The 23,415-nt window shown below is 34.6% G+C and carries 16 protein-coding genes; 10 read left to right on the top strand and 6 right to left on the bottom strand.

From position 1 onward, the window contains the following. Positions 1-103: 103 nt before the first annotated feature. Positions 104-1,303 (top strand): pyridoxal phosphate-dependent aminotransferase, encoded by a 1,200-nt coding sequence (locus tag L3049_RS20310; RefSeq protein WP_275111671.1) that lies wholly within the window; start codon positions 104-106, stop codon positions 1,301-1,303. Between the two features lie 74 nt (positions 1,304-1,377). Here the strand turns inward: L3049_RS20310 and L3049_RS20305 are convergent, their stop codons facing one another. Both L3049_RS20305 and L3049_RS20300 read right to left on the bottom strand, forming a co-directional pair. After that, positions 1,378-1,959, bottom strand: coding sequence for a thioredoxin family protein (locus tag L3049_RS20305; RefSeq protein ID WP_275111670.1), 582 nt, complete (start codon positions 1,957-1,959; stop codon positions 1,378-1,380). Positions 1,960-2,112: 153 nt separating this feature from the next. Continuing rightward, entirely contained in the window at positions 2,113-3,330 is a 1,218-nt protein-coding gene (locus L3049_RS20300; protein WP_275111669.1) for an exo-beta-N-acetylmuramidase NamZ family protein, read from the bottom strand. A 71-nt stretch (positions 3,331-3,401) separates the two neighbouring features. Here L3049_RS20300 and L3049_RS20295 point away from each other — a divergent pair, with 71 nt between their 5' ends. Beyond that, a complete protein-coding gene (locus L3049_RS20295; protein ID WP_275111668.1) occupies positions 3,402-4,646 on the top strand; it encodes an ABC transporter permease in 1,245 nt (414 codons plus the stop codon). Positions 4,647-4,690: 44 nt separating this feature from the next. On the opposite strand, the gene L3049_RS20290 is transcribed toward L3049_RS20295, so the two are convergent. Further along, the gene (locus L3049_RS20290; protein WP_275111667.1) at positions 4,691-6,844 is read right to left on the bottom strand and encodes a glycoside hydrolase family 2 protein; all 2,154 of its coding nucleotides are present in this window, start codon (positions 6,842-6,844) and stop codon (positions 4,691-4,693) included. 137 nt (positions 6,845-6,981) lie between these two features. Here L3049_RS20290 and L3049_RS20285 point away from each other — a divergent pair, with 137 nt between their 5' ends. Further along, positions 6,982-8,172: a hypothetical protein gene (locus L3049_RS20285; protein ID WP_275111666.1), complete on the top strand. Its 1,191-nt coding sequence runs from the start codon at positions 6,982-6,984 to the stop codon at positions 8,170-8,172. 3 nt (positions 8,173-8,175) lie between these two features. On the opposite strand, the gene L3049_RS20280 is transcribed toward L3049_RS20285, so the two are convergent. Next, positions 8,176-11,634, bottom strand: a complete 3,459-nt coding sequence (locus tag L3049_RS20280; protein ID WP_275111665.1) for a DUF5752 family protein — start codon at positions 11,632-11,634, stop codon at positions 8,176-8,178. Between the two features lie 221 nt (positions 11,635-11,855). Here L3049_RS20280 and gdhA point away from each other — a divergent pair, with 221 nt between their 5' ends. The 7 genes from gdhA (at position 11,856) to L3049_RS20245 (ending at position 19,781) form a co-directional block, all read left to right on the top strand. After that, positions 11,856-13,211, top strand: coding sequence for an NADP-specific glutamate dehydrogenase (gdhA, locus tag L3049_RS20275; RefSeq protein ID WP_342753467.1), 1,356 nt, complete (start codon positions 11,856-11,858; stop codon positions 13,209-13,211). Positions 13,212-13,352: 141 nt separating this feature from the next. After that, a complete protein-coding gene (locus L3049_RS20270; protein WP_275111664.1) occupies positions 13,353-14,252 on the top strand; it encodes a CPBP family intramembrane glutamic endopeptidase in 900 nt (299 codons plus the stop codon). Between the two features lie 5 nt (positions 14,253-14,257). Next, positions 14,258-15,058 carry a class D beta-lactamase gene (blaOXA, locus tag L3049_RS20265; protein WP_275111663.1) on the top strand — a complete coding sequence of 267 codons (801 nt, stop codon included), beginning with the start codon at positions 14,258-14,260 and terminating at the stop codon, positions 15,056-15,058. Positions 15,059-15,074: 16 nt separating this feature from the next. Then, on the top strand, positions 15,075-15,548 hold the full coding sequence (locus tag L3049_RS20260; RefSeq protein ID WP_275111662.1) for a DUF2059 domain-containing protein: 474 nt from the start codon (positions 15,075-15,077) through the stop codon (positions 15,546-15,548). A 101-nt stretch (positions 15,549-15,649) separates the two neighbouring features. Next, a complete protein-coding gene (gatE, locus tag L3049_RS20255; protein ID WP_275111661.1) occupies positions 15,650-17,623 on the top strand; it encodes a Glu-tRNA(Gln) amidotransferase subunit GatE in 1,974 nt (657 codons plus the stop codon). Then, positions 17,623-19,005 carry a Glu-tRNA(Gln) amidotransferase subunit GatD gene (gene gatD / locus L3049_RS20250; RefSeq protein ID WP_275111660.1) on the top strand — a complete coding sequence of 461 codons (1,383 nt, stop codon included), beginning with the start codon at positions 17,623-17,625 and terminating at the stop codon, positions 19,003-19,005. Before gatE ends, gatD begins: the two co-directional genes overlap by 1 nt. A gap of 116 nt (positions 19,006-19,121) precedes the next feature. Further along, positions 19,122-19,781, top strand: a complete 660-nt coding sequence (locus tag L3049_RS20245; RefSeq protein WP_275111659.1) for an NUDIX hydrolase — start codon at positions 19,122-19,124, stop codon at positions 19,779-19,781. Here the strand turns inward: L3049_RS20245 and L3049_RS20240 are convergent. Both L3049_RS20240 and L3049_RS20235 read right to left on the bottom strand, forming a co-directional pair. Continuing rightward, positions 19,758-21,185 carry an MltF family protein gene (locus L3049_RS20240; RefSeq protein ID WP_275111658.1) on the bottom strand — a complete coding sequence of 476 codons (1,428 nt, stop codon included), beginning with the start codon at positions 21,183-21,185 and terminating at the stop codon, positions 19,758-19,760. The two genes, L3049_RS20245 and L3049_RS20240, sit on opposite strands and share 24 nt — an antisense overlap. A gap of 91 nt (positions 21,186-21,276) precedes the next feature. After that, positions 21,277-23,262: a putative porin gene (locus L3049_RS20235; RefSeq protein ID WP_275111657.1), complete on the bottom strand. Its 1,986-nt coding sequence runs from the start codon at positions 23,260-23,262 to the stop codon at positions 21,277-21,279. Between the last annotated feature and the right edge of the window lie 153 nt (positions 23,263-23,415).

The following is a 23,415-nucleotide window of genomic DNA, read 5'->3' as shown; positions in this document are numbered from 1 at the left end:
GCATTGTTGAAAAGCATTGAAAATCATTTTTTTTACTTGGATTTTTATCTATTTTTGGCGGAGAAGAAAACCTTATTCATAAAATATAAAAAACAATAAACAAATGCCACAAATTTCGGATAAAGGACGCTTGATGCCAGAATCGCCAATTCGTAAATTGGTTCCTTATGCAGAAGCTGCAAGAGCTGCAGGTAGAACTGTATTCCCATTGAATATTGGTCAGCCAGACATTAAAACCCCAGAGGTTGCAATGGATGCGATTAGAAATTGTACTGAGAAGGTGATTGAGTATTCTCACTCAGCAGGTAATGTTTCTTACCGTAAAAAATTGGCTAAATACTACCAAAACATTGGTATCAACATTAATGAAGAAGAAATGTTGATTACAACTGGTGGATCGGAAGCCATTACTTTCGCTATGATGTCTTGTATGAACCCTGGTGATGAGATTATCATTCCAGAGCCATTCTATGCCAACTACAACGGGTTTGCTATTGCTGCTGGTGTTGTTGTAAAGCCAATTACATCAAGCATTGAGAATGATTTTGCTTTACCTTCAATCGAAGAGTTCGAAAAGATAATGACACCTAAAACTAAGGGTATTGTTATTTGTAACCCTAACAATCCAACGGGATATTTATACTCAAAAGAAGAATTAGACTCATTACGCAAGCTCGTTCTTAAGCATGATTTATATTTATTCTCTGACGAAGTTTACCGTGAATTTTGTTACGATGGAGAAGAGCATTTCTCTGCAATGAATCTTGAAGGTATTGAGCAAAATGTCATTCTTATGGATTCTGTTTCTAAGCGTTACTCAGAGTGTGGTGTTCGTATTGGAGCTATGATTACAAAAAATAAAGACGTTATCAACACAGCTTTGAAATTTGCTCAAGCTCGTTTATGTCCTCCGGCTTTTGGTCAAATTGCTGCCGAGGCTTCTCTTGATACGCCAGCTGAATATTTCACAGAAGTATATAACGAGTACATTGATCGTCGTAACTTTACTGTTGAGGCATTGAATAATATGGACGGTGTTTACTGCCCAACTCCAAAAGGTGCTTTCTATACAGTAGTGAAACTTCCTATTGATGATGCTGATAAATTTGCACAGTGGATTCTTGAAGACTTCGAATACAAAAACCAAACTGTTATGGTTGCCCCTGCTACAGGATTTTATGCAACGCCAGGTTTGGGTAAAAACGAAGTTCGTATTGCTTACGTTCTTAAGAAAGAAGATTTAGCAAACGCTATGGAAACTTTAGCTGAAGCGCTTAAGGTTTACCCAGGAAGAACATTATAAGCTACAAGCTTATTCTATATAGCAAACGGCTCCAAATTTTGGGGCCGTTTTTATTTTATCTAAAAAGAAATATTTTAAACCAAGTCACAAGCATCGGCTGGCATCCAATGTTTGTCTTTCCCATCCCATTTTACATTACAGCCAATTGGATTAGTCAAAGGAACCGAAATTGGCTTTCCTCCCAAGTATTCATCTATGGCTCTTTCTAAGTCTCTAACTTCAACCTTTGAAGTGTCTTTAGGATTATCAACAGCTCTTCCTGTATAAATCAACTTTCTTCCTTCGTCAAAAAGATAAAAATGAGGTGTTTTTAAAGCTCCATATGCTTTTGCAACTTCCTGTGTTTCGTCATATAGATATACCCAAGGGAATTCATACTCTTCCATTCGGTCAACCATGTGATCGTAATCATCTTCCTCATAAGTGTTAGCCGAATTAGAGTTGATTGCTACAAACTCAACACCATGTGGAATATATTTATCAGCAATTGCACGTGTATCTTCATCAGAACCTATCACATAAGGACAATGGTTACAGGTGAAAAATACAACAAGTAGTTTTGATGATTTAAAATCGGAAAGTTTATATGATATGCCGTCGGTTGCAGGCAATTTAAAATTAGGAGCTTTGTCTGATAATTGTAAGGTAAATGCCATTTTCTTCAATTTATTATTAGTACTCTCCTTTAAATTTACCGATTATTTTGAAAAGTTCTAAATAAAATCCATTCAAATAATCAATAAAATGGCATTACAGGTCATCAAATTTTCAGCCTAGTCGAGAACGACTTTCCTTTTTACCAGATGTTTCTAATTCCTTTCATTTTCAAAATCAGAGTAAATCAGGTATTTACTTCGGATTTTTAAAAAGTTATGAATATCTGCATCCCAGCTTTTTCGAATTTCTTCTTCACTTAACGAATTCTCAATTTGTTTTCGCAATTTTTTTGTTCCTGCCAAATTCATAAAAAATGAATTAAAAAACTTTGGCTCCTTTTTAAGTTCACCATATGCTGTCAATAAAAATGACAAATCGATTTCTTTCCTATTGCGAAATTCTTGCGTGTTAATTGCCCTTAAATCATATCCCGTACATTCTTTTCCTTCAAATTTTGGGTATTTACTTGCTCCTGAAATACTTCTTGGCGTAAATTTATATTCTCCTTGAGTAAAAGATGGATGTCCGTACAATTGAAAAGGAGCATCTGTTCCTCTACCTGCACTTACTTCTGTACCTTCAAAAAAACACAAAGATGGATACAAGCTAACCGACAAATCGTTAGGTAAATTTGGCGATGGTTTAACTGGTAATGAATAGATCTTATTTCGATTCCAGTTCTGACAAGGAACAACTTTCAAATCGCACTGTATCTTATTTTTCAACCAATGTTCTCCATTAATCATCTTAGCATATTCTCCAATACTCATTCCGTATACAACAGGAACCGGATGCATGCCTACAAAAGAGCTATGTTCCATTTCCAATACTGGTCCATCTACATAATGTCCATTAGGATTTGGCCGATCCAACACAATTAGCGGAATGTTCTGCTCGGCACAAGCTTCCATTACGTAATGAAGAGTAGATATATAAGTATAAAAACGAACTCCTACATCTTGAATATCAAACAAAACCAGATTAACACCTTCCAAATCTTTTGCTGAGGGCTTGTAATGTTTTCCATACAAGGAAATAATAGACAAACCTGTTTTCACATCTTTTCCATTGGCTATTTTTTCGCCAGCATCTGCATTCCCTCGAAAACCGTGCTCTGGGCTAAAAATTTTTGCAATTTGCACATTCTTAGTCAGTAAAAAATCAACCAAATGTTCACCAGCTATTAAAGACGATTGATTAGCTACAATTGCGATATTTTTACTTTCCAAGGCAGGTAAATATTCTTGGTAATTGTCTGCCCCTACAATTAATTCCTCACTATTATTTTGTGCGCAAGCACTCATTCCAAACTGAATAATCAGGCATGAAATCAGTACATGAAATTGCATTATTTGTTTTATTTTTCTCATTTAATCTATTTTTCTCTTCTGTAATCTTGAAATTACTACTTTTGTATTAATCTAAAAAAAAGAACTTTAATTTGAATTTAGAACTCTTCATTGCCAAAAAAATTACTTATAAGAATAAATCTGATCGACAGATTTCTCGACCTATCATTAGTATTGCAACTCTTGGCATTGCATTAGGCTTAGCTGTTATGATTCTTGCTGTTGCTATTGTTACAGGTTTTAAAGCTGGAATTACAAACAAGGTTATTGGATTTGGCTCACATATCCAAATCACAAATTACGACAACAATTCCTCTTTTGAAACTCAACCAATTGAAAAAAGCACAGTTTCAATAGATCAAATTGAGAATATTTCTGGCATTAAGCATGTTCAGGCTTTTGCAACCAAACCAGGAATCCTAAAAACAAAATCGGAAATTCAAGGTGTTGTTTTAAATGGTGTAGGTCTTGATTACGATTGGGACTTTTTTAAAAAGCACATTGTAGAAGGAGATACAATTCAATTATCTGATGATGGAAAAAGTAACGACATTCTAATTTCAGAAAGATTATCTACTCTGCTCCATCTTAATTTAGGCGACAAAATATCTCTCCATTTTATTCAGAATCCTCCTCGCATGAGAAGGTTTACCATTACGGGAATCTACAATACGGGAATGCAGGAATTCGACCAATTGTTTTTGTTTTGCGATATCAAACACATTCAAAAACTTAATGATTGGACTGAGGATGAAATTAGTGGTTATGAAATTTTCATTGATGACTTTGATGATCTAGCCTATATAGAACATCAAGTAAAGGGTATTACAGCAAGTTCCTTTTCTGCAGATGGTGCCAGTTTAAAAGTGAGAAATATTGTTAGAAAATATCCTCAAATTTTTAGTTGGCTTGATATGTTAGACCTTAATGTATGGATTATTCTTAGCTTGATGATTTTAGTTGCCGGCTTTAACATGGTATCTGGCCTTTTAATTATTATTCTGGAAAAAACCAACATGATTGGAATTTTGAAAGCATTGGGAACTCCAAATTGGTCGATCCGTAAAATTTTCCTTTATCAATCTTCAATGCTAATCGGCAAAGGTATGCTTTGGGGAAATGTGATTGGAATTAGCATTTGCTTGCTTCAATATTGGTTCGAAATTATTCCATTAGATCCTGCGAACTATTACGTAGACACGGTTCCAATTAATCTTAACATTAGCCACCTTATACTTTTAAATATAGGTAGTTTAATTGCAACAGTATCTATGCTGTTAATTCCTTCCTATTTAATTACAAAAATAACTCCGGCTAAGGCAATTAAATTCGACTAAAAAGAAAGGACAGGTTGATTCACCCGCCCTTTGTATTCTATTTCTTATTTCTCTAAATCAGGTATTTTAACCAATTGAATGGTATCTCTTGCTACGATTTTATTGCCAAACCAACCTTCGGCATAAAGAGCATCCTTATCAACAGTTATTGAATCCCACTGAAAACGAGTATCACCTCTAGGACCAGCATTTTTCACTCTCGATCCGTATGAAACTTCTCGTTTTAAATCGTTGTAAAGCACAACCGAATCGCAATTGCTATACACCCAAACATCCTTGGCTCCAGGCTCGTCAAAACGATCGGTCCACGATTCCGAAACAATATAAAGCATAGGGCAATCGCTTGCTTTTCGATACATACTCTGGTACAAGTAATAAACATCCTTTTTGGTTTTATGATCGTGTAGTAGTAATCCTTTTTGATTCATATAAGGAATTGGGTTCATTCCACGGCCAATTCTTGGAGAAGCAAAATCGAAACCAACCCAAACAAATTGTCCTGGGAATTTTTCTTTATTCGACATTCCTTTTGAAATTTTGTACTCGTGCAGCAAACATCCATATTCCTGAGACCAAAATTCTACTTTCCCTGAAGAATAGTAATTCTTACTAACATCAAACTCCTCTTCACTATGTGTTGTATATTCAATATCAGCACCATATTCTCCAATCATTTGATTCGGATTATACAAATCGATTTCTCCCATATACCAGCCATTCCAGTCTTGAGGCGCATAAACATCAACAATTTCTTGATTCGATTTGTATTTGAAATTGCAACCTGTTGTTGGTCGATTTGGGTCAATTCCTTTTGCGATAGCAACTAATTCTTTGTACAGTTTATTCGATCCGGCCTCGTTTGCTCCCGAACGATCGGACTCATTCCCAACTCCCCAAACAATTACAGACGGATTGTTATAATACTGCTCAATCATTTCCTTCATCTGCTGCTTGCAGTTGGCCGTAAATGCAGGATCATCAGAAACACTTCCCGTTAACGGAATTTCCAACCAAAGCATTATGCCCAACTCATCACAAGCTTTTGCAAATTCTCTATCGCAAGGATAATGTGCATGACGAATCGCATTAAAACCGGCATCCTTAATAATTTGAACATCGGCATAATGTTGTTCATTTGGCAAAGCATAACCCAAGCCTTCCATGTCCTGATGACGATTCACACCACGCAACATCATTGACTCTCCATTCAAGCTAAAGCCTTCATTATTTGCCAAAGTGTAATATCTAAATCCAAAACTACTTTCAAAATTATCTACTTCCTTTCCATCATAACTGATTGTAGAAACAACTTTATAGAGTTTAGGATTATCTATACTCCAAAGTTTCACATCACCAAGGGCTGATTCCGATTGTTTAAAGCTTACTTCGGCGCCAGCTTCAATGCTTTTGCTTATTTTTTTATCAGCTATTAATTTTCCTTCCGGAGAATAAATTTTAGAATTTAATTTTACTTTTTTTGTTTGTTTCGAATAGTTTTTCACTTTGGTATTAATCGATAAAACGCTTGGCGCTTGTCCACCACAAACGGGTGTATTAAAAACCTTTTCAATCTTTACAGGGTCTGTAATGTTAATCCAAACATCACGATAAATACCTCCATAAACTGCATAATCAAAACTAAATGGGAAGGAACCTTTTTCATCGAACATCCATGGTGCAATTCCCGAATTGTTAGAATTATCGACTCTTACTGCCAACACATTTTCTTTCCCAAACTTTATAAAATCAGTAATATCAATTGAGAAAGCTGTATATCCTCCTTGATGAGTTCCTGCTTTTTTTCCATTTACCCAAACCTGAGCTTCTAAAGATACTGCCTCGAATTCGACAAATATTCGTTTCCCGACCTGCTTTTCATTAATACTAAAATTTGTACGATACCATGCTGGACCTTTATACATAGTTCGAACATCGTTTTCAAAATCGAAACGTCCTTCTAATACGTCATTGTTTACTCCATCAATTCCTCCATTAAAATCGTGAGGAATACTTACACTAAGCCACTCATTATCTTTAAAAGAAGTTTTGTGTGCATTCTTAACATCCTCTTTTATAAATTTCCATTCATTCTTATTGATCGAATAGGTAATTCTCTTTTCGGCAGCAGCTGTAAAACTGGATAAAAAGTAAATTCCAATAAACAGAACAAGGAAGTAATGCAATTTTTGCTTTAACATGATATGATATTTTTAGTTTTGTTATATCTTTCGGTTTGAAACAATAATACGATTGAAATTTTATTCTTAAAAGTTAAAAACGGTAACTAGTTACCGTAACCACTTCCTTCAAACCTCTACATATCTGACAAGTAGCAATGAAAATAACGGAATCAGAAAAGAAAAAAATTATTGAACAAATCGTTAAGAGTAAGGTATTTTCAAGATCAGAAATGCTTCGAGAACTTTTACATTATCTATTTGAATCACATAAAAAAGAGGTTCATGTGAAAGCAATTAATATTGCTATTGATTTGTTCAAGAGGAAAGGTGACCTAAAAGAAAATGATGAAACAATTGCTCGTGTTTACGTTCATAAACTAAGAGCCAAACTTGATGATTACTACAAAAAAGAAGGCCAAAACGAAAAAATAATTATTGAAATCCCCAAAGGGAAATACGATCTCAATTTTCGTTTGCCTGAGTCTAAAACAAATACGACAAACACAAGCTCACTTAAATTATTTATTGTCAGCATAAGCGCCCTACTTCTCCTCAACTTGTTGATATTTTGGCAAATTGGAATTTTTAATACTGAAAAATCAGCAAATTCAATTTGGAATGAATATGTCACAGATGAAGGCGATGTTAACCTTATGCTTGCCAATCCATTTTTTTACACCGTTCGAAATCTAGAGAATGATTCAACTTTTGTTGTGCGAGATTTCAATATCAATTCGGAAGTAGAATTAACAAATACACCCAGTTTATTCTCTAAAAATCAATATGATATCAATAAAAGTGACATTTCATATTTCGCCAACAACAACATCAACTCCTTACCACTTTTATTCAAAGCATTATCTAAAAGCAATAACGAAATTCAATTGAAATCTGGAGAAGATATCAATATCGAGAATATAAAAAACAACAACACAATTGCCCTTACTTCCTTGAAATCAATTGGATTATTCCATGAATTTTTAGCCAAAACTTCAATCAGGATACCTAATAAAAATGGTCTCAGCTTGGCACTGATAAATGAAAGAGATACAATTAAATACACTGCTGTAAAATCCTACAATGACTTTTACACGGATTACGCTTTTTTCGTAAAAATTCCTACCCCAAAAGGAAAAACCTTATCCATTATCTCAGACTCTCATTCAATAGGCAACAAAGGCTTAATGGAATTAGTTACCAATAAAAATGCCGAAGAAACAATTCTAAAACAATACCCAGAATACGAAGGGAATTTCCCAAAATATTTTGAATTACTGGTAAAGGTTTCTGGATATCATGAGCAAAATTTAAGTGCAGAAATAATTCATTTTAAATCGCTCAAATAAACATTACTTTTCCCAACTGACAACAGCCATTCTTTTTTTGCCATCTAATTTAATCGTTAAAGGCTTTTTAAAGCGAACATGCCGTACTGCACCATATTCAGCTACTAATTCTTGATCTTTCAATATTTGATAGTCGATAAAAGAAGTCTCGGAGTGATGATGCACAGAACTATAGCCAATGTTCATCGAGGTTACATTGTGGAAGAAATGCGAACCAGAAGACGCCTCTAAAGGATAATCCTCAAAGCTGGTTTCAACAATCAATTTAGAGAATGAAATATCATTCCATTTCACAGGAATACCAATCCATCTATCTCGTGTTCCCCAACGACCTGGTCCAATCAAAACGAACCTTTTCCTTTCCTGTCTCATTTCCTCATTAATCTTAGAAATAGTAGAAGCAATATCCGGAGTCATGTCTTTCTTAAATAATTCTGGTACAATATAAATTACATCCACGATATCATCCACCAAACCATTACCCATGCTCATTTCGGAAATCATCAAAACTTTCTTTCGGTCAATCTCACTCAGATCAATATGATACTCATCCACATTCCCGATTAAAGGTTTTATTTGCAACAAATAAAAAGAAGCTTTTCCATCTTTGTCCTTCGATAAATCAACCGCAAACTCAATTTCAATAGGAGATCCCATTGCTTCCTTTATGATATCCAAAACCAATTCGATGGTTTTCGCCAAAGGAATGTAATTGTATTTTAAGATATTGGCAAAATTGATGATTCTTGGCCCCATTGTATCTAAACCCGGACTAATGGTATCGTTTAGAGCATTGTAAACAGATGCACAATGCATTAAATTTCCATGATCTTCTGCATCGTCTATATCCAAACGAATTAAACCTGCAGTTTCCCCTTCCAAAAGGTTTAAATCTGGTTTATTAAGATTGACGGCATAAAATTCTACCTGCGAGTTTTTAAATTGATCTTTAGCAGAATTATTTTCGATGGTTGGAAAAACTGGTGAAAATCGAAATGCTTTCTCCCCATCAACAACATATTTACCCAAACCAACACCCAAAACCGCATAGCCTTCCTCAGGTTTCATATGACCATATGGATAGTAATTATACGATTGTGCTACGCCAGATATGTGAGGGTAAAAAGTAGATTCATATTGATTTCCAACCACCTCCTGAATCACAATTGCCATTTTCTCTTCTTCTATTTTATAATTCATGGCAAAGACATTCGATTTCGATTCATCCGAAAATATTGAAGCATAAACCAATTTAATTGCATCGGTAACTTGTCGAACACGAGTATCTAAATCAGTATGATTGTTAGGAACCAAATAAGTCTGAAAAACACCTGCAACTGGCTGTAATAAAGAATCCTCGAACAAACCCGATGAACGAATGGCCAATGGTTGCTCAAAATTCATCAATAATATTCTAATTTTATGAACCAATCTATGAGTCAATTCCGAATCAATAAACATTCGTTGAATCTCATCAAAATTCGTCACCTCTTTCATTCTTTCGAGCAAATTATTTCGATCTAAAAAAGACTCATATTCATCTACACCAATTACTGCAGTCATTGGCGCTTTAATGTTAATTCCAGGCACAAACCGACTTAAATTCAAATTAAATAGCATCGAATTTATAAAAGCCAAGCCTCTACCTTTTCCTCCCAAAGAGCCTGTCGATAAAGTGACTATATTATTCGAATTCAAAGCAAAATCTGCATCAAACTCAACAACTTTTCCCTTATTTTTCTCGTTTCGATAATTCTGAATTACATTAATTAAATAATCCCTAAGATCTTCGGCAGATTTAAAATCACTAATCCGATAAGGGGCAATCATTTTTGCAATTCGAATTTCACCACGCGCCATTAACCAAAGAGAAAAGTGATTTTTTGTAGCATGATAAACCAAGGATTCTCCTGGAATATGAAATAGATATTCTTCAAATTCTTTTAATGATTTAGCAGTAGCAATCTCTTTTCCCGCAGCATCTTTATAAATGAAATCTCCAAAGCCTAAAAACTGGCGAATAAACAAGCGAATATCACCACGTAGCGTTTCCGAATTCTTATTAATAAAACTGCATTTCATGGTAAAAGCATGAGCCGCATTGGTAACATCCGACGATTGTAAAATTACAGGTAAATTTGGATACTCCCCCTTTATTTCTTTCACCAGATTAATTCCTGCGTCATCCATAAAAATACCATCCTTCTTAAATTTCACATCAGAAATTAAGCAGAGTAAATATTCTCTATATCGATAATAGATATTCATTGCCTCTTCGTAGTTAGAGGCTAATAATATTTTTGGGCGAGCTCTTAATCGAAGAATTTTATATTGAGCATCTGTACTTACATCTTGAATAATCCGTTGGGTTTGTGCCAGTACACTTTGATAAAGCATCGGCATGTAGCGAGAATAATACTTGGCAGAATCTTCTACAAGCAAAATCACTCGAGCCAATCCAATTTTAGTATCATTTTCTACATTAACCTTATCCTCTAAACTCTTAATCATAGCGAAGAAAACCTGTGATTCTCCATTCCATACAAATATTTTATCTACACTTACCAACTCCGACCTCTGTTCCTCGAACAAAGCAATGTCCGCATCATTATTCAGTAATAAAAAAATTGAGATGTATGGGAATTCTTTTTTTATTCGCTCACTTAATTCAATAGGCGTTTTCTTATCTACACCAACCATTAAAATAATCATATCAAAATGTCGCGAATGCAATAACTCCATTGACTCTTCTAGAGTAGAAACACCTGTAACCCTTGGCATAGAGGTCAAATTCAGTTGATGATATTCACTGGAAATTTGCTCCGAAAATCTTCCTTCTCGCTCTATGCAGTATGCATCGTATAAATTGGCTACCAGTAAAATCTCTTTAACCTTAAAAGGCATTAGATCATGGTAAATATCCCGGTCTGAATTATTCTTATTTAAAAAATTCTGTAATAATTTCCGATTGGTCACCGGTACATATGGCCCAATTGTTTCCTTTTTATCAGGATCTTTTCTTCTCGTTTGTGTCAGAAGATGCTTTCCCGTTTCACTATTTATATAGCCAACAATGATATGGGTAATATTTTCTATTAAATGCCTTTCTTCCTTCAAAAAAGGTCCTTCATCTAATGTTGGGAATTTTTTAACGTAACAAACCTCAATTCGCCCACTTCGATTATCTATTGTCAAAAATTCCTGCGTAAGTGTCCATTGCGATAAGCGAAAACCCGAACTAAGATATTCTTGTCCTTCAAAAACAATACGGGCTACAGTAAATTCAGGATATTGCCATGCTTTTGGAAGTATAAAACAAATTTGCTGCAAGGTATCTTCTATTGACTTTCCTTCCTTTATTATACTTGTTGTTTGATTGATCGCAGAAAGCTCCTTTAAACGTTCAATATTTTCCGCAATTATTCTACTTATTCCATGATCATTACCAGTTTCTGATTCCATAGATATTGGGTTTACTTACGTAGATACAATAAAAATAGTATGCCATTTGCTCTTAATCAGCTATTGTTCATAGGCTCTCTTAAATTTAATGAATTTAATTGAGATCCAACCACTTGACCTTGAGTAGATTCTTTTTTACCTTTAATAGAGCTACTCGTTTCCCAAAATGCGATTGGCTAGATCACACAAAATAAATCATGTCTAACTTAAACATTATCATCATGACAACAATGTTAAAAGCTCCTTCAAGCAAGGAATTTATGGACAATTTGAAAAGTAGAACTCCGGGGGAAATAGAGTTCCATCAAGCGGTTCATGAAGTTGTTGAATCATTACTTCCATTTTTGGAAGAAAATCCAAGGTACAAAACAGCAAAAATTCTGGAAAGAATATCCGAACCAGAAAGAATCTTAATCTTCAGGGTTCCTTGGGTTGATGACAAGGGAGAAATTCAAGTAAACCGAGGCTATCGTATTGAAATGAACAGTGCAATTGGCCCATACAAAGGTGGTTTACGCTTCCATCCTACTGTAAATTTAGGTATCCTAAAATTTCTTGCATTCGAACAGGTATTCAAAAACAGCTTAACTACACTACCGATGGGTGGTGGAAAAGGCGGATCAGACTTTGATCCAAAACAAAAATCGGATGGTGAAGTAATGAGGTTTTGCCAAAGTTTCATGACCGAACTTTGTAAACACATTGGTCCAAATACGGATGTGCCTGCAGGAGATATTGGAGTTGGTGGTAGAGAAATTGGATTCATGTTTGGACAGTACAAACGTCTAAAAAATGAATTTACAGGAGTTTTAACAGGGAAAGGAGCTGAATGGGGAGGAAGTTTAATTCGTCCGGAAGCAACCGGCTATGGTAATGTGTATTTTGCTCAGGAAATGCTTAAGTCAAAAAATGACAGTTTAAAAGGAAAAACAGTTTGTGTTTCAGGTTCTGGTAATGTTGCTCAATTCACAGTAGAAAAAGTAAATGAACTAGGTGGAAAAGTGGTTACATTATCCGATTCTTCTGGTTTCATACACGATCCAGATGGTATTGATGGAGAAAAACTCACCTATGTGATGAGATTAAAGAACATCAAACGAGGCCGAATCGAAGAATATGCTAAGAAATTCAAAGTTGGTTATTATCCGAACGAAAAACCTTGGGGCGTACCTTGTGATGTAGCTTTGCCTAGTGCTACTCAAAATGAAATTAACAAAAAAGATGCACAAACATTAATAGAAAATGGCTGTATTTGTGTTTCGGAAGGGGCTAATATGCCTTCAACTCCCGAAGCTGTAGATGTCTATTTAGAAAATGAAATTCTATATGGACCAGGGAAAGCCGCTAATGCTGGTGGTGTTGCAGTTTCTGGCTTAGAAATGTCTCAAAATGCAATGCGAATCAGTTGGTCACGAGAAGAAGTCGACAACCACTTAAAACGCATCATGAAAGACATCCATACAGCTTGTGTTAAGTATGGTAAATCGTCTAATGGTTATGTGAATTACGTTAATGGTGCAAATATTGGTGGTTTTGTTAAAGTTGCCAACGCTATGATTGCACAAGGAGTTGTATAACTATTTATACAAATAAGGACAATGCTTACCCTTTGCAGGGTAAGCATTTTTCGTGTCATAAAAATAGTTCGAATTTCAATTTATTCTTTCATAATAACTAGCTTTTGTTAACTTTATGAGCTGCTAACCAAAAACTCAAAAATGTCAGAACTAACTAAAAGCCCTGCAATTAAACAAGGATGGCTACGTGCACTCTTAATTGTTATTCCATTCATAATTTTTACTGGAATTTTTCAAGCTATCGGAATGTATGTCTGGTCCATAATATCTAACCAAGATTTTTTGGAGTTGGCACAAAACATGGCTAATGCTTCGGCCTCTTCTTTTGCTGTCCTTCAAATTTTCGGAACAGTTGGAACCATTCTACTCGTTTGGATTTTCACTCGTTTCATCGATCGTGAAAATTTTGTTGATATCGGCTTTTCAATTAAAAAAAGATCTAAAGATATCCTTTACGGATTACTAGCTGGTGTATTCATGATGGGTATTGGCAGTTTACTACTATATTTTTCTGGTAATCTAACTTACGACACCATTAATTTTAATTTGATTGGATTATTACAAGCTGTTCTATTGTTCATTTTTGTTTCAATAAATGAAGAAGTATTCGTTCGCGGTTACATCCTTAGAAATATGATGGGATCAATGAACAAGTACATTGCTTTAGTAATTTCATCTGTACTGTTCATGGCTCTTCACCTTTTGAATCCAAACCTCTCTTTAGTTGCGATTATTAATCTATTTCTTGCTGGAATTTTATTGGGAATTGGATATATTTTTACGAAAAACCTATGGTTCCCACTTGCCTTACATTTTAGTTGGAATTTCTTTCAAGGACCTATTTTTGGGTTCGAAGTTAGTGGAACCAACACCGATTCTCTTATTTCTCATACCATACAGGGAAGTGAATTATTAACTGGGGGGAAATTTGGATTAGAAGGTTCCCTTTTAGCCACTGGTCTTTGCTCAATAGCAATAATTATATTCTGGATGGTTTATAAAAAACAAGATATCGTTTCAGCAAATTCAGAAACAATTTAAGTCAAATGAAACCAATTCTATATCTTTTTTTATTCGGATTTCTTGTCTCCTGTTCTCTCGAACCAAAATCCATTCTAGAAGACTTTTCATCCTCTGATTTGGAAAGCATTTTCAAATCGGAAATGGCAGATGGCTGTTTTGTCATATCTGATTTAAAGGCAGATAAAAAATTGACCTACAATTCGGCTCGATTAGATTCAAGCTTTCTTCCTGCTTCTACTTTCAAGATTATCAACTCGATGATTGCCTTGGAAACAGGAGCAATTAAAGATGAAAATGATATGATCACATGGGATGGAAAAAAACGTTTTGTGAAAGAGTGGAATCAGGATCATAATCTAAAATCAGCAATAAAATATTCTGTTGTTTGGTTCTATCAAGAATTAGCTCGCCGAATTGGGAAAGAGAAAATGCAACATTGGGTAGATACATCACAATACGGAAATCAAAACATTGGAGGTGAAATAGACTACTTCTGGCTCAATGGCGACATTCGAATTAGTGCAAATCAACAAATTGATTTTTTACAAAAATTGTACTTAAACAAACTTCCTTTTTCGAAGAAAAATCAAGAAATTGCAAAAAATATAATGATTGTTGACCAAACTCCTAATTATACCATTCATGCAAAAACAGGTTGGGCAATGCGGATCAATAAGCAAATTGGATGGTATGTTGGTTATCTTGAAAAAGGAGAAAATGTTTATTTCTTTGCCATTAATATGGATATTAAAAATAAAGAAGATGCCGCCAAACGAAAAATCATCGTTTCTAAAATTCTTAAGCAGCTTCAGTTAACTAAATAACAGCAATTTAAAGACTATGAAAAATATAATATTACTCTTCGTTTTAATCCTTTCAGCATCAACATTTGCTACTGCAGGACAAGATTCAAATAAGTACGAAGAAGATTTAAAATATCTTTTTCAGATTAACGGATCGCAAGCAAGCTATCAAGAATCTATTAAAGCCATGATTGTTCAGCTAAGACAACATGAATCTGATGTTCCTGCCGAATATTGGGATAAGGCTGAAGTTGAATTTGTGAATACTTCCGTTGATGATTTGATTAAAATGCTTCTTCCAATTTACAGGCAGAATCTTTCTCACGAGGATGTATTGGCTATGATTAATTTTTATGAATCAGTCGCTGGAAAAAGAATTGCTCAAAAACTACCAAAAATCACCACAGAAAGTATGCAGGCAGGAATGTCTTGGGGACAATCGATTGGTGAAAAGATAAGAGCTGATATTGAAAATAAGGGATTTAAAATCAGATTGCCATTTACACCATAAATATTTACTTAAAGGCTTCAATTAAAGAGTAAATATGAATTAAATCATTTCTTAACTAACAGGTAATTAGTATTTTTTGGGGTTCTAAAACCCAAAACCCAATGAATACGAAATTCACACCTAAAAAGAACTTTCAACAGACTAAGAAAAAAATTGGCTATGTCCCCCGAAAAAAAGCCACATCAGAAGATTATCTTCGTATTGGTTTCATGTCTGGATTAGAAGTTCATCAGCAACTTGACACCAAAGAAAAGCTATTTTGCCATTGCCCGTGTGGCGTTTTTCATAAGAATGAAGACTATGATGCTGAAATAATTCGGCACATGCGGCCTGCAATGAGTGAACTTGGAGGCTATGATGGTACAGCTTTAATGGAGTTCAAAACTCGAAAAAACATCATCTATCAACTCAATAACGAAACGGCTTGCACCTACGAAATTGATGATACTCCTCCTTTTAGAATTAATCCGGAAGCACTCGGAATCGCCCTTCGAATTTCGCTCTTGTGCAAATTAAATATTGTTGGTGAAGTACACATTACCAGAAAACAATATTTAGATGGCAGTATCCCTACAGGTTTTCAACGTACTGCAATTCTCGGCGTAAATGGTCAAATTCAACTAAGTAACAAAAAGGTTAATTTAATACAGTTGAGTATCGAAGAAGACTCATGCCGAGAAATTTCTGATATTGGACACGAACGTGTTTATAAGACCGATCGGTTAGGTACTCCCTTAATTGAAACCGTAACGGCTCCAGAGCTAAATACGCCCGATGAATTAAGAGAAGCTGCAGAATACATCCGATTTTTAAATCGAAGCACAGGCCTCGTAAAAACGGGAATGGGAGCAGGCCGAGAAGATGTTAACGTTAGTTGCAAAGGCGGATCAAGAGTAGAAATAAAAGGCGTTGCCCACAACAAATGGATTCCAGAACTTTCTCATAACGAAGCCTTCCGACAGTGGGCTTTATTGCATATTAAAGAAACACTCACTGAAAGAATTCAAAAAGAAGATTGGGAAATTAAAACCGAAGAACTTGAATATTTAGAATACAAATTTACTTATTCACCATTAGTCGAATGCAAAGAAAAGCGTTTGCAAATAATTGCCATCAACCTTCCTGAATTCAAAGGAATTTTATCTCATTTTACCCAACCTAATCAAAATTTTTCTGATGAATTAGCCCAGCGCTTAAAAGTAATTGCATGTATTGAACATCCAAATCTAGTTCATTCAGAACAAGAAGAAGAGCTACTGTCAAATCAAGATCTTGAATTAATACGTAAGAAGTTAAATGCGAAATCAAATGATGCACAAATAATCATTTGGGGCAAAAATGACGATATTCCTACTGCAATTGAGACCATCGCCGAACGTTGTAAAATGGTTTTCGATGGTGTTCCTAACGAAACACGTAAATCATTTAGTGACGGAACTACAATTTTTGAAAGAGTTCTTCCAGGTGCCGATCGAATGTATCCTGATACGGATTCTGCACCAATTCCATTATCTGATGAGTACATTACAGAACTTGGAAAAGAGCTACCAAATGATATTTATGAAAGAATAAGTCAAATGAATAAGTGGGGAGTACCTGTCGATACCTACCATTTTATTTTCAGTAAAGACTTGTATCCAATCATAAAAGAAATTTGTGATCGTTTTCAATTTAATCCTAAAAGTACCGCTATTTTCTTTGGACATACCTATAAAAACATCATCGGCAAAAATAAAGCACATCCTGAATTTAATTACCGAAAACTAATCGGTCTTTTTAAATTTATTTATGAACAAGAATTGCATCCAAATATAGCGCGATATCTATTCCCTATTCTTTACCAACATCCAAGTATGGAATTTAAATCTATGCTTACAAGTCTAAAATTCAAGAAAAGAAGCATGGGAGAATTAATTGCTCCTATCGATTTTTTGCAAGAAAAATTCAAAGATCTGCATTCCGACGAAAATATGGAAAATGCTGCTCATTGGATCATGGGACAATTGCACAGACAAGCAATTGGTAATATTGAATTAAGAGAATTAAGAGAAAACATTGACAAAAAATTGAAGTAATGGAAGATATTTTTCAAGGATATAAAGGAATGGCTCTTGAAACGCTAAAAAAATACCATGTACGCGTTTGGGGAAAAACACATATCGTTACTACAAGAGGAGAATTCGACGGAACAATACTTCCACGTGCAGAAAATGATGACGATCAGCATATTGTTTTAAAAATTATTACGGGCTACAATATTGGTGTGGATATTATTACCATTACCGACATGAAGGAAACGGGCTACAAAAAGGCTAATTATAAGATTCCTGAGAAAGAGTTTCCTTTTACCGAAGGTTTACCTGCTGTGAAACTTTTTGGTACAGGTGGTACCATTGCCTCCCGTCTGGACTATAGAACCGGAGCGGTAATTCCTGCTTTCTCGCCAGGAGAATTGTATGGAGCCGTGCCTGAACTGGCTGACATCTGTAATTTAACCACAGAGAAAGTTTTTGCTGTGTTTAGTGAAAATATGGGGCCTCCACAGTATTTACAATTGGCTAAGGCTATTGGTAAAGAGATTGAGAATGGTGTAGATGGTATTGTTATTGGTCATGGTACCGATACCATGCATCACACGGGTGCTGCTCTTACTTTTATGGTTCAGAATTCACCTGTACCAATTGTTATTGTAGGCTCGCAACGTTCATCAGATCGACCAAGCTCTGATGCAGCTCTTAACCTGATGCATGCCATGTATGCTGCTGGTAATTCGGATATTGCCGAGGTAATGGTTTGTATGTTTGGACCAACCTCAGATGAATATGGATTCTTGCATCGAGGGACAAGAGTTCGTAAAATGCACTCTAGTTACCGCTCTACCTTCAGAACACTTGGAGATACTCCATTAGCTACGGTAACAAGAAAGGGCGTTAAAGCTATTAAAAAGCAGTACAATCATCGTCGAAAAGATCGAAATGTAAAAATTCTGCCTTACTTCGAAGAAAAAGTTACCATTCTTTATTATTACCCTAACATGCAACCAGACATTATTGATGCTCTTGTAGATTGTGGTTACAAAGGAATTATAATCGCTGGGACAGGACTTGGTCATGTCAACAAACCAGTATATCCAGCAATTAAACGTGCTATCGAAAAAGGTGTTAATATATTCATGACGGTACAAACCCTCTGGGGTTACACTCATATGTTTGTATATGATACTGGAAGAGACTTATTATCAATGGGCGTAATTCCTCTTGATAATATGCTTCCCGAAGCCGCCTATATTAAATTAGGTTGGACTTTAGGACAAACAACTAATAGAGAAGAAGTGATTGATTTAATGCAACATTCAATCAACGATGAAATCACAAAAAGAGAGCCATACAATGGTTACCTACTTTACCAAGGAGGTGTTCCTGAGGTAGAACAGTTTGTGAAAAATTTTAGAAAGTAAACAAAACCCCAGTTAACGCTGGGGTTTTCTATTATTATAAATAAAAGTTTAATAATTTTTTCATATCAAGAGGAAACTTTATTCTTATCTTTAAGTACGATAAGAAAAAAGCTTTTATGAGTATATTAGAAACAACATTTGATCTTGAACAATTTACCAAAACATTAAATGCAGAGCTTAACAATGGTTTGCCCGGTTTTGCTGCTCAAAAAATAATGTCACCATCAATTCGAGATCATGCTTTAAAAACCAGCGATCCTACCATTGCAAAGGATAGCAGTGTTTTACTTCTCTTCTATCCAAAAAATGGTCAATTATATCTTCCCTTTATGAAACGAACTACTGGAAATACTAGTCACAGTGGACAAATAAGTTTACCAGGTGGAAAATATGAAGAAAGTGATGAAAATAGAACCATTACAGCCATTCGCGAAACCAACGAAGAGTTAGGTGTAGAATGTAAAAAAATTAAAATTCTTGGTTTTCTAACTGAACTTTACATTCCGGTGAGCAATTTTATGGTTCTACCAGTTTTAGGCTATTGTGAAAAAAGACCTGACTTCAAATTGAGTGAGTTCGAGGTTGAAGAAATTATTGAAATGCCAGTTTCCCAATTATTTTCAGACGAAAACATAGGCGAATACACGATTAAAAAGAATGGTATTGATATTATAGCACCTTACTTTAATGCTAAGGGCCACAAAATTTGGGGAGCAACCGCTATGATCCTATCAGAATTAAGAGAAATATTTTTACGAGCCAGTCTCATCAAATAAAACAATATTCTGATAGTGATTGTATCGCTCTAATATTTTAATTACATATTGGTACGGCTCAGCACCACGACAATACCCATACTTCACAACAGGATCATTAAAAAATTCAGGTTTAGATTTATTTAGCAGATAGTAATCCACACTACCTTTCCACTGATCAGGATTTTTTCCGTTTTTAACGGCTAAACGTCTTGCATCCAAAACATGTCCTAAACCAACATTATAAGAGGCAAGCATAAACTTTAAGCGGTCTGTTTTATCCACTAAAGTTTCCTCTAGTCTCTTTTCCAGATACTTTAAATGCTTCACACCAGCTTCAACATTATCAATTGGAGAAGAAAGAGAATCTACATCGTATCTGTAAGCTGTTTCAGGCATTAATTGCATTAAACCAAATGCACCAACCCAAGAACGAGCTTTAGGATCAAAATTAGACTCTTGAGCAACAAGGGCAGATAATAATCTCCAATCCCAACCAACAATTTTGGACTTTTCTCTCAACAAATCATCATACTCAGAAATTTTCCCACTTTTCACAGTAAAAAACTCACTTTGCAACATTTCTTCAATTCTGCTACTTTTGAAATATCGACGGTATATTCTCTTATACTCTTTTGTTTTTTGAAACTCAATTAACCACAAATTAATATCATGTGTAAGATGATCAGTTCCTTTACGCAAAGCCCAAGCCAGGTTCTGTGGAAAACTAACTGCAGTAGTAATATCTAAATTTGGATAATATGTCGAATTCACCAAGGCAACATTTTCATCTGCAATGGTATAATCTATTTCACCATCAGCGACCTTAGAAATTAATTCCTCTACTTCTAACTTATCGACTGGAATCAATTCAATTGGTGTGTCCATATTATCAGACAAATCTATCAAATGCTCCTGAAATGAAGATCCAGCTGGAACATGAATAGTCTTCCCATCTAAATCACCCTTATTAGCAATATAACTGCTCGAGTCTTCGGTAATTTTTCGTTGAATAATTACTTGTGGAGATTGACTATGAGGTACGGTAAAATTAAATTTACCAATTCGATCGCTTGTAACCGCCAAATTCATTCCTAACAAATCTACTTCACCATTTTCTAAAGCATTAAAAGAAGAAACTAGATCATTATTAACACTTAGTTCTAACTTTACACCCAAATGTTTAGCCAATGCTCTCAACATTTCATATTGAAAGCCCATGGTTCTACCTTTGTAAATAAAGTAATTGGTCGAATTATAATCAGTTACAACACGTAATTTCCCCCGAAGCTTAACATGCTTTAGCTCCACCACGGGTTTGTCTTCTACTTGCAATCGTACAACCTTACGGTTCTGATTACAGGTTTGAAGAAAAACCATGAAAATCACAGGTATAATTAATTTTAAATATTTTAGTCCAGACATAAAATTTTCCCTTCCTAATTAAAAATTAGAAAAAATAGGATCGCAAACCAAGTTATATTTGACTCTTATACTTGGCTTTGTTTAGTAAATCTTAATTGTAAAAGGTCCAAATTAAGCCATATTTAAACATAGCAGGATTGAGAGGGTAGTTTTGAGCGGTAAAATAATTTTTATTCCCCATTGAAGCATTTAAATGTTCGTACATGATAAATATACGAGTACGCTTGATTCTAAAATTAAAATACAAATCCACTTTAGGATAATCACCTAGCTTTTTCTCCTCTTGAAGGAAAAACTGACCAGTTGATGGCATATAATTTGGAGCGTAAAAAGAAGTATTGTAATAAACAGAAAAACCTGCTTGAATATCTAAGGCACCATTAAAAAATGTGTTTGAATAATAATTATTACTGTAGACAGAAAGATCAGGCAAAGGCAAAATTTCATCCTCAGAAGTATTTTGACCAACTAACTTTTGTTGTAGATAAAAGTTTCCAAGCTTAAATCTTTTTTCTAAATATCCGGTTAAAACCGTAATTCCTTTATTAGTCTGTTCGGGTGTTGCATTTAAGCCAAAGTAGGTATAATTATCGATTTGGTTAATTTGCCCACCTATTTTTAGTTTCCTTTTCTCATTAAAATACTCAAATCCAAGCTCTAATTCGGTAGTTTTATCCAAATTCAAATTCCATTGCTGATGATTCCCATAATACTCAGACAAAAAGAAATTTGGAGTTTTAGACTCCAGTTTTCCAACAAGAGAAATACCATGTGGAATGGAATCTTTTTTCCCAATCCACTTCGTTAACTCATACTTCAATTTTAAGTCATTCTGTCGATATCCTTCGAAAACAAAATTTCCAGTTGCTTTCCAATTCAAAGATGGTCCAGCAGTACTATACAAACTAGCCAAAAGCTGATTGTTATGAATTTCTGTTTTTTTCTGTTTAAATGAATAATCATTTTCAACTAATCTTGAAGTAAAATTTCCAAGATCACTTATCAGGCCGAACCTTGCACCCAAACGAATCCACTTATTTTTATTTTCATTAAAAACAATTTGAAAGGTGTTTCTCAAATTAGAATAATCTACCTTATCAAAAGTCTCATCAGCATCAAAATAAGAAGTAGAATAGAAATCATCATTTAAGATATTCTCTTTAAACCTCCATGAATTTGATTCATACTTCATATTATAAACAATATCTATTGGATAAGTATATGAGGTATCTTGATCATTTATAATTTCATTCTCTTCACCTAAACCGTACGAATGGTTCATGTAAAAATTCATATTTGATAGTTTACTTTTAGAATCATCTAAAGAAACTTGTATATTTTCAGCATTATCATCTGTCTCTGTCAACAAAGTATCTCCCGCAATACCACCATTCTCTTGATTGTTAATTGTATTTTGATTGAGTACAAAATCAAGTGAATATCTTTCTTTGGTATAATTAGAAAAAATACTAAAGTCATACAGTTTTGTTTTCTGATTCTGGTATTGACCATCACTAGAAATCAAATTATAACTGATTCCAACATTCCAATTAGGTTTGATATTTTGAGTGTGTAATACCTTTAAGAAATTTTCTGATCTTCCTTTCGGACCACCAGTTTCATAAGCAATACTTGTATATGGAGTTGTCGTATTAAAATGGACAAAATCCTCAGGCATCAACATATATGCTCGAAAAGTAGAGAAAAAGAAAAAATCTTGATCCTTCATCCTATCTCTATAAATATTAGATTGATATGGCGAACCTAAATTTCCTAAATATGCATTAGAAATACTTCTCTTAAAAATAGGATTGTAATTGTGTTGTAATCCCAAAAGAGTATCCAAGCTAACCGAATCTCTTTTTGTTCCAAGGTTAGTCAGTTTCCAGGTTTTAATATGTGATTTAACACTATTATAACCTAAGCTATCCATTTCATTTCCATCCTTCTTACCCAATTCACGATTATCCCGAGAACCTCCCCTAAGTGCATCACCAGGGCCACCGTCGTATACTTGAGAAAAAGAACTCAAGCCAACGCCTAATAAAAGTAGTAAAAGTACGAACGATTGTTTCATAGCCAACAAAGATAAACAAACTGTTATTAAGTTGAATGGATTGTCTGAAAATATAGGTTAAAAAACCTTAGCAAGAGTTAAAGGAAGCTATAATAAAGATGAAGGAAACTCTAAACGAATCCTTTATATGTAGAAGAAAAATTAATGTACAAT

Source organism: Labilibaculum sp. DW002 (genome assembly GCF_029029525.1).
GTDB classification, from domain to species: domain Bacteria; phylum Bacteroidota; class Bacteroidia; order Bacteroidales; family Marinifilaceae; genus Paralabilibaculum; species Paralabilibaculum antarcticum.
Note: the sequence above shows the minus strand (reverse complement) of the source record. Positions and strands in the feature narration are given on the sequence as shown.